This is a genomic window from Pseudoalteromonas sp. XMcav2-N (genome assembly GCF_024124545.1).
GTDB lineage: Bacteria > Pseudomonadota > Gammaproteobacteria > Enterobacterales > Alteromonadaceae > Pseudoalteromonas.
In genome coordinates this window covers 54080-68657 of record NZ_JAMXSF010000013.1, presented here as the reverse complement: position 1 = coordinate 68657, position 14578 = coordinate 54080, and the positions used below count along the sequence as shown (strand labels likewise).

Sequence of the window (14578 nt, the reverse complement as noted above, 5' to 3'; positions counted from 1 at the left end):
CGTTCTCCTTTGCATATGTGATGTAGTGTTAGGCAAGTCAGACTTGCGCTACAACTGTAGAACATATGGTCAAAAGTGAAAGCAGCCCGAACAGGCTGTGATCCTGACGAGTAAAATTTGTGTTACACCTGAATACTCACGATGGCGTGGCTGTCGTAAAAGCGCTTCACCTGCGACGCATCCTCGCGTAATTCGATTTCACCAACCTGAAGACCATGTGCGGCCAGTTTACTGCGCAGCGCATCCAGGTGCGGTTGTGCCAGCTGGCAAACCGACGCGCTGTCGCCAACAATCTCGCAGTCGACGGCTTTGTCCATCAGCTCCGCCTGTACACTTAACTGACCAAGCTTGGCGTAATCAAAGTTAAGCCGCACAAACCATACTTGTTTTTCCGGCATATTGGCTTTGGCGGGTTTCTTATACTTGCCTATCTGAAGTTCACTCTGACGACATTCCTGCGGCAATTTGAGGGGCATAAATAAATTGATCAGCAACTGACTTTCGCTATCGAATTTTTGCGCCAGCGGCGGTGGGCTGGCATTGTTGGCCAAGTTGTTTTGCAACAGCGCCAGGTCGTCCATCAGACGAGACTGAGCTTGCTGAGTCACCGCCTGAATAAACTGACCGGGAGACGAGAGTTTAGTGCCGGGTTGCAGGGTTTCGACCAGGGCCGAAACACGCTGTTCCAGGCTGGTTTGCGGCGGTAAGCTCTGGGTTTTGGCAGTAAGCTGAGTGCCCAGTAAAGTCACTATGAGCTTATCCAGTGCTTGCGCAAAACTGCTATTGGGCAAAGTAGGCTGGATCTGGCTGGCAAGCGCCGGCAGCCGGGCAAACAGTTCATGGCTCACCTGCTCGGGTGAATGACGTGTTTCGTCCATCATTTTACTAAAGGCCTGATGCACAAGGCGCATTAAGTCGGCCGACTGCGGGTTGCGAAATTGCTGCGTCGCAGACAGAGTTTCACTGAGCTGCTGTTGCAGTGGTGGGCCTGATTGTGTTGGTGTTGCTTCTATCTGGCGCAGTGTTTTGCTCAGGATCTGGGCAATTGGTAAAGATAAACTGGGTTTGGCCGACGCTGCCTGTTCAGCTTTTGCCGAGATCGTTTGGTTTGACTGGTTCTCTGCGGGCTTGCCTGCTGATTCCTCACTCATCGCCTGTGCCTGTTGCAACTGAGGGTTTATAAGCTGTGCGCTGTAAGGCTTTTGTTGAGGAACCACTGACGCAAATACCTGCTGAAGTATCGCCAGGCGTTGAGTAAACGTACCGGACAGCTGGGAAGCAACAGCTGGCTTGTCTGTTGTCGCAGGCGCTACCGTCTGTGCATCTTTGGCTGTGGCAGCTGAGCCGGAGGTCGGCGCAGGTGCTTGTAACAAAGCCTTGCTGGTTTTGCCTGGTTCTTGTGTTGTTGTCCCAGCTTTTGCCGAGTCGGTATTACGTTCAGCGGCTGAGTTACTCGATGATGCCTGAGGCGTCTGCACGTTACTTTTTGGCGTGGCTTGCTTAGTGATGTTAGTGAATACTTGCTCTACGTTATCCAGCAGCTGTAAAAGAGGTTGACTGTGTACCGGCGTCATGCTTTTTAGTACCAGCGCTGCATTGTTGGCTGCAATCTGAGGTAAAGTCGCATTGGGTGATTTTGCAGGCGAGGGAGAAGGCTGAGTAACAGCCGGTGCTTGAGAACCCTGGGCTTGTTTTGTGTTGAAAAAGGGCCTGGACAGCAGCTGACCCAGGGCTTGTTTAACCGTCTGTTTAATGTCTGCCATCGACACGTTGAGCAAAGGTTTGTCGTAGCTGAGTGTTGATTTACTGTCAGGTGCAGGGCTAATGGCTTTTTCCAGCTCGGCAGCGAAACGGTGTGTGGCCAGTTTGGGCAGTGCCTGCTGCAAAGGCGTGGCGAGTTTTACCTCAGTTGATTGCCTGGCTATGCCGATTTGCAGTCCGTCGGGCTGGGCTTTTAGCTGAGCATTGAACCAGCTGTTGAGCTTCAGCGCATTCTGGGCTTCAGGGGTTTTCACTTCAACCTGCTGGTTGGCAAGCTGCAATGTGGCGCTGCTGCGGCCAAGCTTAATCTTGGGTTGCTCTTGATTACCAAGTTGTGCCAGTAAAGAAGTTAGTTTGTGCTTACTAATTGGCGCTTTCATCAGCTCATCGCCAAAGGCATTAAAAATCTGTAGCAGCAAGTTATTCTGCCTGGCACTGAGGTTGGCAACGAGTTTATTCTCTTGCTTGAGCAAGTCAGCCAGAGCAGGGGGAACTGGCAGCGCCAGGCCAATTTTTTCCAGCATTAAGGTGGACTGATTGCTGCCCTTAAGCTGTGCATCCAGCTGCAAAGCGCTTTGTCCGCCAAGCCCTTTGATCAGACTCAGCAGACTCAGCAAAGTTTGCGCGGGTTTGATCTGTAGCTTCAGTTCTGGTGTGCTGACCGTCAGTAGTGTGCCGTCGGCACTGATCTTTACTTCGGCTTCGGGTAATTTCAGCGGCTGCTGCAACTGACTCTGGCTGGCCAGTCGTACGCCTTGCCAGCGGCCATCTATCGTCACTTCCATTTGAATGCTGTCGGGTTTGATCACCAAATTGCGGGCATTGAAGCTCTGTTCAGTCGCTGCGGTCGTGTTTGCTGATGACCCGCGTTCATTCAGCTGTGATGTGGCCAAATGTACATTGTTTTGAATAGAAATCGTCGGCTTATTCATTATTTTAAATCAAATTTTCGTTGATCGGTCGCATCCAATTATTCGTATTACCCTACCATTATGATAGACTAACGCCCAATTTTTTAGCGTCAGAGAGTCGCGCCTTGCTAGAGATTAAGTCCGTCACGTGTGTAAAACAGGACCGCTGTTTATTTGAGTCATTGAGTTTTTCGCTTCAGGCGGGTCAGATCATGCAAGTTGAAGGCCCAAATGGTGCAGGTAAAACGTCTTTATTACGTATTATTGCGGGTTTCGCCCGTGCCGATGAAGGCCAGATCTGCTTTGAAGGCCAGGACATCAGTCGGGACTACGACACCTTCGCCGAGTCCTTGTTGTTTATCGGACACAAAACCGGTGTAAACCAGCAGCTGACAGCCTATGAAAACGTCCAGTACTGGTTACAAGTGCACGGTTACGGGGCAGACGAAGAAGAAATCTATACGCTGCTAGGCCAGCTTGGTCTGGTTGGGCTGGAAGATGTCCCCGTGCGAACTCTCTCCGCAGGTCAGCAACGTCGGGTTGCGCTGGTGCGGCTATGGCTGAATAAAGCTCGCCTGTGGATCCTCGATGAGCCCTTTACTGCACTCGACAAAAAAGGCGTCGCGCTGCTGCAACAGCAGTTTGAATCCCACCTGGCAAATGGCGGCGCTATCTTACTGACCACCCATCAGGATCTGACGACTCAGTTCAGCTCCCTGAAAACCCTGGCTCTGGAGTACCGCCATTAATGAAGGTTGAGCATTCTTACTGGCATTTATTTGTCGCTGTTTATCGTAAAGATGTGACTTTGGCTTTTCGCCAACGCGCCGAAATCGTAAACCCGCTTCTGTTTTTTCTGATAGTCATTTCGTTATTTCCGTTGGCAATTGGACCCGAACCGGCCTTGCTGGGGCGCATGGCTGCAGGTATCATTTGGGTAGCCGCGTTGCTGTCGACCATGCTGGGTCTGGACAAGCTATTTCGCGATGATTATGCCGACGGATCGTTGGAGCAAATGATAGCTTCACCCTATCCTATGTCTTTGTCTGTGCTGGCCAAAGTGGCCGCGCACTGGACCATCACCGGATTGCCTATGGTGCTGATGGCACCGTTATTTGCGCTGTTGATGAACCTCGACAGCCAGGCACTTGGCGCAACCATTCTGACTTTGTTGATTGGAACGCCGTTGTTAAGTTTTATTGGCGCCATAGGCGCCGCATTAACCGTGGGTCTGCAAAAAGGCGGTATTTTGATGAGTCTGCTTGTTTTGCCTTTGTATATCCCGGTTCTGATTTTCGCAACCTCTGCCATTGATACCGCCAGTATGTCGGTTGCTTATGGCGGACAACTTGCGATCCTTGGCGCCATGCTGGCCGTTGCCATTGTCACGGCGCCAATTGCCATATCGTCAGCTTTAAGAGTGAGTGTAAGTTAAAATGTGGAAGTGGTTACATCCCTATGCCAAAGCGGAGCGTGCTTACCAATTGTGTAACACCTTGCTTCCGTACTTTGTTACCGTAACGGCGGTCTGTATCGCCGTAGGATGGGTCTGGGGCCTGGCGTTTGCCCCGGCAGATTATCAGCAAAAGGACAGCTATCGCATTATCTTTATCCATGTGCCGTCGGCTATTTTGTCGATGGGGGCGTATTCTTCTATGGCGATTGCCGCAATCGTAGCGCTTGTGTGGCAGATTCGTAATGCTGAACTGGCCGTGATTGCCATTGCTCCGGTTGGCGCGGCGATGACCGCCATTGCCCTTATTACCGGTGCGGCCTGGGGTAAACCTATGTGGGGTGCCTGGTGGGTCTGGGATGCGCGTCTGACCTCAGAACTGATCCTGTTGTTTTTGTACTTTGGTGTATTGTCTTTGTATCACGCCTTTGAGGACAAAAAGTCAGGTGGCAGAGCGGCCTGTATTCTGGCCATTGTTGGAGTGATCAACCTGCCGATTATTCATTTCTCTGTTGAGTGGTGGAATACTCTGCACCAGGGCTCAACCATCACCAAGTTTGATACATCTGCCATCGACCCGTCTATGTTATGGCCGTTGCTGATCAATATTTTAGGGTTTGCCGCCTTTGTCGGCGCACTGTCACTGGTCCGTCTTAAAAACGAGATCCTTCAGGTCGAGAAGCACCGCCCCTGGGTGCGCCAGCTGGTTAGTCGAGGTTAAGTATGCAGTTTGAATCTTTGAGTGACTTTTTTCACATGGGCGGTTACGCCTTTTATGTCTGGTTATCGTTTGGTAGCTGTGCCTTTATCCTGCTGGGCTTGGTATGGGCGTCGCTGAACGACGCCAAGCGCATTAAGCGTGAAGTCGATGCACAAATGAAGCGTGAAGCACGTATCAAGCAAGCCCAAGAGGAGGCTAAAGCATGAACCCAAGACGTAAAAAACGCTTATTTGCCGTATTGGCCGTGATATTTGGGATCGGCTCAGCGGTCGGTTTGACTCTGTATGCGTTACAAGAAAACATTAACCTCTTTTATACGCCCAGCGAGCTGATTGAAGGCAAAGGCCCTGACAAAGAGCTGCCTTATATCGGGCAAAAGCTGCGCATCGGTGGCATGGTTGTGCCTGGCAGTGTGGACCGGGAAGAAACCTCTCTGGATGTGACCTTTAAGCTTATTGACACCGGCCCTATGGTCACCATTAAGTACCACGGTATTTTGCCTGATTTGTTCCGTGAAGGTCAGGGTATTGTTGCCCAGGGCACACTGGTTGAACCTAATGTCATTGAAGCATTTGAAGTGTTGGCAAAACACGATGAAGAGTATATGCCCGCTGAGATCGCTGAGGCCGTGAAAGGGATCAAGCACGAAAAACCTAAATATAATTTAAACAGCGAGAACTAGTATGATCCCTGAGATAGGTTATTTTTCATTGGTTCTGGCCATGGGCCTGAGCCTGCTGTTGTGTATTTTTCCTCTCTGGGGCGCTTATACAGGCAATCTGCGTCTGATGCGTACGGCCCCGTCACTGGCGGTGGGTCAGTGTTTACTGGTGTTATTTTCTTTTGGCGTGCTGATTTACATCACATTGACTGATGACTTTACCGTCGCTTATGTTGCACATCACTCTTCCAGTACGCTGCCCTGGTATTACAAGGTCACATCAACCTGGGGTGGCCATGAAGGCGCCATCCTGTTGTGGTTGGTGATGCAGGCAAGCTGGACGGCATTAGTTGCCATGATGTCTAAGTCCTTGCCCTGGGTGCTGCGCGCGCGCGTACTGGGTGTGCTGGGTTTCCTCGGGGTTGGTTTTATGCTTTACACCTTGTGGATGTCGAGCCCGTTTGAGCGTTTGCTGCCTTACTACCCGGTTGAAGGCCGCGATTTGAATCCATTGCTGCAAGACCCAGGCATGATCATTCACCCACCTTTGCTGTATATGGGGTATGTGGGCTTGTCTGTGTCCTTCTCGTTTGCAATTGCTGCCCTGTTAACTGGCAAGCTGGATAATACCTGGGCCAAGTGGTCGCGTCCCTGGACCATGGCGGCATGGGGCTTTTTAACCTTAGGTATTACCATTGGTAGCTGGTGGGCTTATGCAGAACTAGGCTGGGGCGGCTGGTGGTTCTGGGATCCGGTTGAAAATGCCTCTTTGATGCCCTGGCTGGTGGCCACTGCACTCCTGCACTCGCTGGCTATAACGGAGAAACGCGGCGTGTTCAAATCCTGGACTGTTTTATTAGCTATTGCCGCATTTAGCTTGTGTTTGTTGGGTACGTTTATCGTTCGTTCCGGCATCATTGTATCGGTACACGCATTTGCCACCGACCCCGATCGTGGTTTGTTTATTCTGTCTTTCCTGGCCTTAGTGGTGGGAGGAAGCCTGGCACTCTACGGGCTACGTGTGAGCCAGGTGTACAGCGAAGGTCGCTACAAGCTTGTGTCACGCGAAGTCGGGTTGTGGGTGAATAACATCTTCCTGGTTGTGGCAACCCTGATTGTATTGCTGGGCACGCTCTTGCCAATGATCCACAAAGAACTCGGGCTGGGTTCCATCTCCATTGGTGTACCTTTCTTTAACCAGATGTTTGCCATCCTGATTGTGCCCTTTGCCATCTTAATGGGCATGGCGCCTATGTTGCGCTGGAAACAGAATAAGTTGCCACCACTGGCTAAGAAGTGGGTTGCTATTTTTGTCGCCACCATTGTGATCACGAGTGCCTGGCTATTCTCCAGCTTTGATGACATCAGTACGCTGACCTATCTGGCCACCGCACTGGCGGTATGGATCTGTATCGCCACTGTGGTTGACCTGGTTGAAAAAGCCAGTGTTCATCCGAGCACGGCTCAGGGTCTGAAACGCCTGGGCATGAGCTACTGGGCGATGGTGCTGGGTCATGTGGGTATTGCATTTGTGATTGCCAGTGTGACCCTGACGTCAGCGTATTCTGTTGAACGCTCAGTGGTTATGACAAAAGGTGAAACCGCAACGTTGAATGAATATGAGTATCGCTTTGAAGGCGTAAACGAGATCCGTGGCCCTAACTATGGCGGTCATGCCGGTGAAGTAACCGTATTTAAGGACGGCGAGTATGTAACCTTGTTGCATGCAGAAAAACGTTTGTACGATGTGGGTATGCAGTTTATGACCGAAGCGGCAATTGACGATGGCTTCTACCGTGACCTGTATCTGGCACTGGGTGAGTCCATGGGCAATGGTGCCTGGTCGCTGCGCATTTACCATAAACCGTATGTTCGCTGGATGTGGCTGGGTGGTATTCTGATCTCCCTGGCGGGCTTTATTGTCTTGGCCGATAAGCGTTATCGTCGCCGTAAGCAACCCTCTGTGGAGCACGCATAATGAACAAGAAGTTTTTAGGCCTGGTGCCACTGCTGATCTTTGTATTGTTGTGTGTGTTCTTGTATCAGGGCTTATTCGGTAATCCCAGAGAGCTGCAAACCGGCCGCCTGGGTCACACCATGCCAGCGTTTGAGTTGCCTGATCTGATGGATGAGCAAAAGCGCTGGACCGATCAGGACTTGCTGGGAGAGGTGTACCTGCTGAATGTGTGGGGCACCTGGTGCCCGACCTGCATTGCGGAGCTGGGTTATCTGACCGAGCTGCGTGAGCAGGGCGTGCGTATCATCGGTTTGTACTACGAGCAAGCCTATGACCCCGACTTTGGCGATCAATTTGATATTAACTACCTGCGTGCCGACGTACAGCAAATGTTGTCGCGGGCAGGTGACCCTTATCAGTTTAATATCCTTGACCTTGAGCGCACTCTGGCGCTGGATTTAGGGGTTTCCGGCGCGCCGGAAACTTTCCTGGTAGATAAAAACGGTAAGATCATTTTGCACCACACCGGCGACATTAATCCGCGCGTGTGGCGCAGCAAATTTGCTCCGGCAATTCAGGAGTTGCAACCATGAAAAAACTAATGCTGGCATTGGCATTACTGGCAGGCCTGTGGTCGCTCAGTGCCCATGCTGTTGAAGACAAATACCAGTTCAAAAACGCCGAACGAGAGCAGACCTTTAAAGAGCTGGTGCAGGAACTGAGATGTCCTAAGTGTCAGAACCAGAACATTGCGGATTCCGATGCCGTGGTCGCCAAAGATTTACGCGATCGCGTGCTGGATATGGTCCAGGAAGGCAAGTCTAAGCAAGAAGTCATCGACTTTATGATTGACCGCTACGGTTACTTTGTTCATTACCAGCCGCCCGTTACCCCGGCCACCATTGTATTGTGGGTGATGCCTGTAGTGATCCTAGTGCTGGGTTTTGGCTTTATTGTATTCAGACAGAAAAAAGCCGCCCGCAAGCAAAGCTGGAGCCCGGAAGATGAACAAAAACTGGCAGAGCTTATCAAACAAAGCCAGCGTAAGGAGCGTACGTCATGAATGACATGATGCAAATGTGGAGCATGTTTGCGCTTCTGACTGTGCTGGCAGGCCTGTTTGTGGTGATGCCGTTTTTCCGTCGTGACAAGCTGGTGGCTGTAGATCATGATGCCAATGCCGAGCGCATAGACATTTATCAGCAGCGTTTACAGGAGCTGGCAGAAGAGCTGGCCAATCAGCGTATTGACCAAAGCAGTCATGATGAATCTGTACTGGAGCTTAAGCGTCGACTACTGAACGAGCTGTCACCGGAGCGTACGCTGGATACACGGGGTAACAACCTGGTGCTTGCCGCCACAGGTGTGGCATTCTTGCTGGTCGTTAGCGCGGTATTCTACTCTTTTACCGGCAGCCAAAAACAAATTGCCGACTGGTATAAAGCCGTTGATATGTTGCCCGAGTATGGCCAGCGTGCGGTGATGCAAACGGGTGAGCCACTCAGTCCCAATGAGCTTCAGGCGTTTGCGCTGGGTCTGCGTACTAAACTGGCAAACAGCGGTGATGACGCGGTTGCCTGGATGCTGCTGGGCCGTGTTGCAATGTCGCTGAATGATTTTGAAATGGCGATGCAGGCGTTTGATAAAGCGTTGGCAATGCAACCCAATAACAGCAATGTGAAGGTTAGCTATGCCCAGGCGCTGCTGGTTGAGGGCTCTGAAAATGCGATGAACCGTGCTGCACGTATGTTGTCTCAGGTGCTACAAAGTGAGCCACGTAATATCGATGCGATTTCTTTGCTAGCGCTGATCGCCTATGAGCGCCAGGACTGGAAAGAGTCCAAAGCGGCCTTTGAAGTTTTATTGGCGAGCATGACTCAGGACGACCCGCGTTACGCGATGATCCGTCAGCGCATTACTGAACTGAACGAAAAGCTGAACTCAGCACAAGCTTCACAGCCAGCGATGCCGGCTGATGGGCTGCAAGTAACAGTGACACTGGCAGACGAGTTAGCTGATAAAATACCAGCAAACGCGACTTTGTTTGTCTTTGCCAAAGCGGCGGAAGGCCCGCCAATGCCACTGGCGGTCGCTAAACTTACAGATTTTAACTTGCCATTGAGTGTCAACTTGGACGATAGTATGGCGATGATGCCTAACCTGAAGCTGTCAGGGTTCAAAGAAGTGGTTGTAACTGCACGTATTTCCGTGGATGGTAATGTGGCGTTGCAACCTGGTGAGTTAGAAGGCGTGACTCAGACCATCACTTTAACTCAAGAGGTGCAGCAGGTCGCGGTCACTATCAGTCGTGTTATAACCAGCACAGGAAGCTAAATGTATAAAAAACTCGTTGGCGCCGCTTTGGCGCTAATTTTATCAGGGTGTGCGCAAGTCCCCGAAGAAAAACAAGATCCCCGGGATCCACTGCAGTCGCTCAACCGTCCGTTGTATGACTTTAATATGGATGTCCTGGATGCCTATATCTTACGTCCTGCGGCGAAAGGGTATATTGCTATTACACCAGCACCGGTGCGCAGCAGCCTGGTGAACTTCACAACCAACCTGGCTGCACCGACAGATGCCGTGAACGCTGCTCTGCAGGCAAAACCGGGTGATGCAGGTGTGAACGTTGCACGTTTTTTGGTGAACACAACGGTGGGCATTTTTGGTCTGTTTGATGTAGCAAAATCACTGGGCCTGGAACACAAAGATGAAGACTTTGGTCAGACACTGGGTATCTGGGGGGTCGGTGATGGTGCTTATCTGATGATCCCGGGTTATGGCCCGTCAACGGCTCGTAACCTTACGGGTGATATCGTCGACAATGTTGTGCTGCCAGAAATTGCCTTGTCCACACCGCAAACTATTCTGGTATTTGCCCTGCGTGCGGTTGAGGCAAGAGCCAGTCTGATGTCACAGGAAAAACTCCTTAACGAGTCACTCGACCCGTATATTTTTCTTAAGGATGTCTATTTCCAGCGTCAGCTTTATGAACTCCACGATGGCAATCCACCCGTTGAGGAGGAGCCAGAAGAGTTCGATGAGGATTTCCTCGAAAACCTATAAACAGCAATTAGATAAGCCGACTTAATGTCGGCTTATTTTATTCCATCTGATTCCTTCACTCTGATAGCCAGAGCCACTCAACACGAGTTTGGATGGTTAGGGCATACTTTTCCCGGCTAAAAACCAGATTAGCTGGTCTGGCTCAGCGCCTCTATAGACACTTTGTTGACATTCACATTGTTACAGTAACTGCGATTTCACTCAACAAGGACCTATGACATGAAATACCTACAATCACTTATGGCAGTGTGTATTGCCCTGAACCTGAGCGCCTGTGGCGATGATGACAGAATTCACCCGCCAGGCGGCGGAGGGGAGGTACCAGACTCTGGCAGAGTTGTGCATGATATCGCACTGAGCTCACCTTCAGCAGAGCATCAATTAGTTGAAGACTTTCCGGTCACACAGTACCTGACGTATGACAGTGGTGCGCAGCCGCTAACAAGCCTCACCAGCATTGATGTGAACTGGCCTAAGATCCATACCTTTCAGCAGGGGATTGAGGTCGGGCTGATTGATGCTTCGACGGAGTCGCTGATTTATCGTCCTCTGGATATTCAATTGAGTGCGCTGGATAGCATAGTGGCCACTGAGCTGTTTGAGCATGAATTATGGTATGTGAAAAGTAGCAACGAGTTATACAGACGCAATCTACACAATGGCGAAACGCGCTCCTGGCGATTCGGGGACAAAGTTACTCTGACTGAACTGGCGATCGACAACGAAAATAATCGCGAAATTTGGAGTTATAATGGGCACGAGCACGAAATATATCGTTTCTCACCCGAGACAGAGCTGCTATTGCGCTATCCCCTGTCGGACAATATGACGATTCAGGGGCTTTCTTTTACTGAAGAGCAGCTCTGGCTGCTGGCGGCAGAGCAGGGGCAGGCCGTGGTATTCCAGTTTGAGGTCGCGCAAGAGCAGCTCAACCCCGCAAATGCCTGGAGGGTGAGCGGCTTTGGTCAAACCGAGTTTACCGATCTGACACTGATGCCGGATGGTCGGGTCGCAGTGGCAAGCAATGCACAGGAAAACAATCTGTTTTTGCTGGCCGACAGAGACAAGCTGTTAGGGGATGGCCCCATCGCAGACAGTGGTAATCTGGCGGTGCAGCGCCGTTTTACGCTCCCCGAGGGGATTAAACAGCCTTCGGGTTTATGGCAGTGGCAAAGCGGCGGCTGGGAAATTGTCACCGATCAGGCCGAAGTCTACTCATTAAATGAAAACCTGGAGATCCAGAGCCGCAGTAAATTGGTATTTTCCTCGATAAATTGTAGTCAGGGCTGTACAGAAGCCGTTACCGGCACGGCTGATGGGTTATTTGTCCTGGCAGACAACGGACTGGTTGGACACTTTATACAAACAGAGCAAGGTTATGAGCTGGCTGGGGAGTTTGGTCTCACATTACAGGGAGACGACGCGCAGCCCCTGGAGTTTGCGGGTATTGCGTATGATGAGCAAAGCCACCTTTTTTTCCTGGTGTCTGATAGTGATGATGAATCACAACAGGACTGGCTGTTTACGCTGGACCACCAGTTCAACCTGATGTCACGCCAGCCGCTCAGTTATGCGGGTGAAATTGATGGCAGTATTAACGAATATACCGCGCAGGGACTATATTTTGCTGATGGCGCACTATGGCTGCTCTCGGAGCAATTCACCAAAGTGGTCAAACTGAACTTGAGCGCAGAGGTGGTGGCAGTCTACGACTTGTTACCGGAGGACATGGCCATCCCCAGCGACCTGGTTGTCAAAGAAGACAAGGTTTACCTGATTGGAGATCACGAAAATGATGAGCCAGTGCCACCACTGACTGAGTTTACCATTGAATAGTGGATTGGGGGCAGGCACAAGCTGGCCCCCAAACCGATTGCCGGGATCAGAAGCGCCAGTTCACATTGGCCCATAGCGTGCGGCCAGCTTCATTGACTTTATCAATTTGCGCATAGCCACTGACCATAGCGCCGGCGCGGCTTAAGTGTTCGGCATAGGCTTTATCCAGCACATTATCGACCCCAAGGCTAAATAGCAGTTCATCTGAATGGCTATAGGACACGTTCAATGCCAGTGTACCAAAGCCGTGGCTGGGTCCAACGTCCTGACCGGCAATGTTACCCTGGCCAATGGCAACGCGATTCTGACTTTTTACGAGACGCCATAAACCGCCCACCTGCCACTTGTCCAACGTGTAATCCATGGCGAACCGGGCCTGCAACGGAGGTTGCTGAGCCAGCACTGTATGATCCGTTTTATTACTGCCGCGCACATAGTTGATACTGGTCGTGAAATTCAGCCGTTTACTGAGCGCCAATCGGGTTTCCATTTCGAGGCCCATGGTTTGAGCATCTATGTTGCGGGTAACCGCCAGTGTTTTGTCCATCACTTCATAACGATTGTCGGTCAGCAGATAGTCGTCAATACGGTTGTAGAACAAAGAGACGGACGTTGTCATGCCGGACTTTTGTAACATCCAGCCGATATCCAGTTGATTGGTTTTCTCCGTTTCTAACAAAAAGGCACTCATGCTATCTATACTCCGGCGTCCGCCACCCATTAACTCCCAGTAATCGGGGAAACGTTCACTGCGCCCGGCACCGATGTAATAGCTCATATCTTTATGCTGGACCTGATAGCGTGTAAATCCGCTCCAGAGGGTGTCATCACGCGTCTGGTCGGCCGTTGGGTTAGGCATTGGCATCATCATGGAGCCAAGTTGCTGACGCTTATCAGTTGCTGACCAGTCATCAATACGCAGCCCGCTGACCCACTGGCTGCGCTTTGGGCCCTCTGTGTTGAGTGCGTATTCAAACTCGCCAAATAGCCCGGTTTGTTTAAACTCGGCATTATCACGGCGAGGCAGCGTTTCCACCGGCATCATTGGCTGGTTCATGCTGACGCGAATGCGGTGGCGGTTTTGCTGATGATCGACCCCGTAACGCAATGTGTGCTCTGTATTGATGGCAGAAGTGAGCATGATCTTGCCTCCCCAGGTACGGCGGTCCGGGTTGGATGAAGTGGGGGTTTTCATCATCATATTGGGGGTAAATGGTCGCAGGCTGTGGTTGTCCATGATGTGATCTATGTTGTTGTAATACACATTGGCTTCCAACGCAGTAACAAACCCTGTTAGTTCGCTCAACTCAACGTTCAGCGCAACATGATTTCTATCGAACTTGCTGCCATCCATCATGCGGTCGGCATAGGCGACCTCGCCATCACTGCGGCCAAGGCTCAGGCTATACAGGCTGTCGTCATCCGGAGTGTAGGCAAACTCGGAGTCGAGGTTCCATTTATCATACGCGGAGTGAATGGAATTACCTTCGCCATCTTCATAATCATCGGCATCGCTTTTACTGGCGGCCATTCGGGCATAGAAGTCTTGTGTACCGCCTTTGATATCGGCATTCACCATACGCTTACCAAAACTGCCTAAGGTTGCGTTGGCAAAGCCTTGCCAGCCTGTCTCACTCAGGCGCTCCGATTCACGCTCAAAAATCACTGTGGCAGCACTATTTCCGGGCCCATAAAGCACCGTCTGCGGTCCTTTGATCACAGTCAGAGTATCGTAAGTTTGTGGCGTGATATAGGCCGTGGGTGGGTCCATACGGCCACCGCAGCCACCGAGTGTCAGGCCTCCATCGGTAATAATATTGAGGCGCGACCCGGCCATTCCGCGAAACACCGGGTCGCTGCTGGCGCCCCCTTTTTTAACCAAAGAGAAACCGGCGATGCTGGACAGCAGATCGGCACCGTCCTGTGCGGGTAAAGGCTGTCTGGGCGCCTTAGGGTCGGTTTTGATATCCAGCGGGCTATGCATAGGCGCGATAACCACGATGCGTTCAAGGCTATCTGTGTGTGTGTCGTGTTGTGCATCCTGGCTATGTGCAGAAAAGGCGGTCGTTACCGCAAGCCAAATAAGGTTTCTGGTCATGATTCATCCCAAAGTGTTTTCACGTTTTTGTTGAGAGGAATTTTACTTGTCAGACAAAAGCTTGGGATGTGACAAATTGTCGCACTTGAACCGAATTAAGCGGAGAAAACAAAA

Annotated in this window: 13 protein-coding genes; 11 read left to right on the top strand and 2 right to left on the bottom strand. The window is 51.1% G+C overall.

Features of this window, described 5'->3' with window-relative positions:
• Window positions 1-122 precede the first annotated feature (122 nt).
• Window positions 123-2693 carry a flagellar hook-length control protein FliK gene (locus NH568_RS16470; RefSeq protein WP_253048890.1) on the bottom strand — a complete coding sequence of 857 codons (2571 nt, stop codon included), beginning with the start codon at window positions 2691-2693 and terminating at the stop codon, window positions 123-125.
• Between the two features lie 104 nt (window positions 2694-2797).
• Here NH568_RS16470 and ccmA point away from each other — a divergent pair, with 104 nt between their 5' ends.
• From ccmA to NH568_RS16415, 11 genes are all read left to right on the top strand, one after another.
• On the top strand, window positions 2798-3421 hold the full coding sequence (gene ccmA / locus NH568_RS16465; RefSeq protein WP_125720822.1) for a cytochrome c biogenesis heme-transporting ATPase CcmA: 624 nt from the start codon (window positions 2798-2800) through the stop codon (window positions 3419-3421).
• Window positions 3421-4107: a heme exporter protein CcmB gene (gene ccmB / locus NH568_RS16460; protein WP_046003892.1), complete on the top strand. Its 687-nt coding sequence runs from the start codon at window positions 3421-3423 to the stop codon at window positions 4105-4107. The genes ccmA and ccmB overlap by 1 nt, the downstream gene beginning before the upstream one ends.
• A 1-nt stretch (window position 4108) precedes the next feature.
• Complete coding sequence (locus NH568_RS16455; protein ID WP_253048888.1) at window positions 4109-4846, top strand: heme ABC transporter permease; 738 nt, start codon at window positions 4109-4111, stop codon at window positions 4844-4846.
• A 2-nt stretch (window positions 4847-4848) separates the two neighbouring features.
• The gene (gene ccmD / locus NH568_RS16450) at window positions 4849-5052 is read left to right on the top strand and encodes a heme exporter protein CcmD (RefSeq protein ID WP_054015643.1); all 204 of its coding nucleotides are present in this window, start codon (window positions 4849-4851) and stop codon (window positions 5050-5052) included.
• Complete coding sequence (ccmE, locus tag NH568_RS16445) at window positions 5049-5528, top strand: cytochrome c maturation protein CcmE (protein ID WP_125720826.1); 480 nt, start codon at window positions 5049-5051, stop codon at window positions 5526-5528. Before ccmD ends, ccmE begins: the two co-directional genes overlap by 4 nt.
• Window position 5529: 1 nt before the next feature.
• On the top strand, window positions 5530-7485 hold the full coding sequence (locus tag NH568_RS16440) for a heme lyase CcmF/NrfE family subunit (RefSeq protein WP_253048886.1): 1956 nt from the start codon (window positions 5530-5532) through the stop codon (window positions 7483-7485).
• Window positions 7485-8057, top strand: a complete 573-nt coding sequence (locus tag NH568_RS16435) for a redoxin family protein (protein WP_054015646.1) — start codon at window positions 7485-7487, stop codon at window positions 8055-8057. Before NH568_RS16440 ends, NH568_RS16435 begins: the two co-directional genes overlap by 1 nt.
• A complete protein-coding gene (locus tag NH568_RS16430; protein WP_046003886.1) occupies window positions 8054-8527 on the top strand; it encodes a cytochrome c-type biogenesis protein in 474 nt (157 codons plus the stop codon). Before NH568_RS16435 ends, NH568_RS16430 begins: the two co-directional genes overlap by 4 nt.
• A gap of 5 nt (window positions 8528-8532) precedes the next feature.
• The gene (gene ccmI, locus NH568_RS16425; protein WP_253049068.1) at window positions 8533-9798 is read left to right on the top strand and encodes a c-type cytochrome biogenesis protein CcmI; all 1266 of its coding nucleotides are present in this window, start codon (window positions 8533-8535) and stop codon (window positions 9796-9798) included.
• Entirely contained in the window at window positions 9799-10530 is a 732-nt protein-coding gene (locus NH568_RS16420; RefSeq protein ID WP_253048884.1) for a VacJ family lipoprotein, read from the top strand.
• Between the two features lie 219 nt (window positions 10531-10749).
• Window positions 10750-12366 carry a hypothetical protein gene (locus tag NH568_RS16415; RefSeq protein WP_253048882.1) on the top strand — a complete coding sequence of 539 codons (1617 nt, stop codon included), beginning with the start codon at window positions 10750-10752 and terminating at the stop codon, window positions 12364-12366.
• 46 nt (window positions 12367-12412) lie between these two features.
• Here the strand turns inward: NH568_RS16415 and NH568_RS16410 are convergent, their stop codons facing one another.
• Window positions 12413-14464, bottom strand: coding sequence for a TonB-dependent copper receptor (locus NH568_RS16410; RefSeq protein ID WP_253048870.1), 2052 nt, complete (start codon window positions 14462-14464; stop codon window positions 12413-12415).
• Between the last annotated feature and the right edge of the window lie 114 nt (window positions 14465-14578).

What these genes read in the sequence shown, in the direction of transcription:
- NH568_RS16470 (WP_253048890.1), bottom strand. Translation starts at nt 2,693, where the DNA reads ATGAATAAGCCGACGATTTCTATTCAAAACAATGTACATTTGGCCACA.
- ccmB (WP_046003892.1), top strand. Translation starts at nt 3,421, where the DNA reads ATGAAGGTTGAGCATTCTTACTGGCATTTATTTGTCGCTGTTTATCGT.
- NH568_RS16455 (WP_253048888.1), top strand. Translation starts at nt 4,109, where the DNA reads ATGTGGAAGTGGTTACATCCCTATGCCAAAGCGGAGCGTGCTTACCAA.
- ccmD (WP_054015643.1), top strand. Translation starts at nt 4,849, where the DNA reads ATGCAGTTTGAATCTTTGAGTGACTTTTTTCACATGGGCGGTTACGCC.
- ccmE (WP_125720826.1), top strand. Translation starts at nt 5,049, where the DNA reads ATGAACCCAAGACGTAAAAAACGCTTATTTGCCGTATTGGCCGTGATA.
- NH568_RS16440 (WP_253048886.1), top strand. Translation starts at nt 5,530, where the DNA reads ATGATCCCTGAGATAGGTTATTTTTCATTGGTTCTGGCCATGGGCCTG.
- NH568_RS16435 (WP_054015646.1), top strand. Translation starts at nt 7,485, where the DNA reads ATGAACAAGAAGTTTTTAGGCCTGGTGCCACTGCTGATCTTTGTATTG.
- NH568_RS16430 (WP_046003886.1), top strand. Translation starts at nt 8,054, where the DNA reads ATGAAAAAACTAATGCTGGCATTGGCATTACTGGCAGGCCTGTGGTCG.
- ccmI (WP_253049068.1), top strand. Translation starts at nt 8,533, where the DNA reads ATGATGCAAATGTGGAGCATGTTTGCGCTTCTGACTGTGCTGGCAGGC.
- NH568_RS16420 (WP_253048884.1), top strand. Translation starts at nt 9,799, where the DNA reads ATGTATAAAAAACTCGTTGGCGCCGCTTTGGCGCTAATTTTATCAGGG.
- NH568_RS16415 (WP_253048882.1), top strand. Translation starts at nt 10,750, where the DNA reads ATGAAATACCTACAATCACTTATGGCAGTGTGTATTGCCCTGAACCTG.
- NH568_RS16410 (WP_253048870.1), bottom strand. Translation starts at nt 14,464, where the DNA reads ATGACCAGAAACCTTATTTGGCTTGCGGTAACGACCGCCTTTTCTGCA.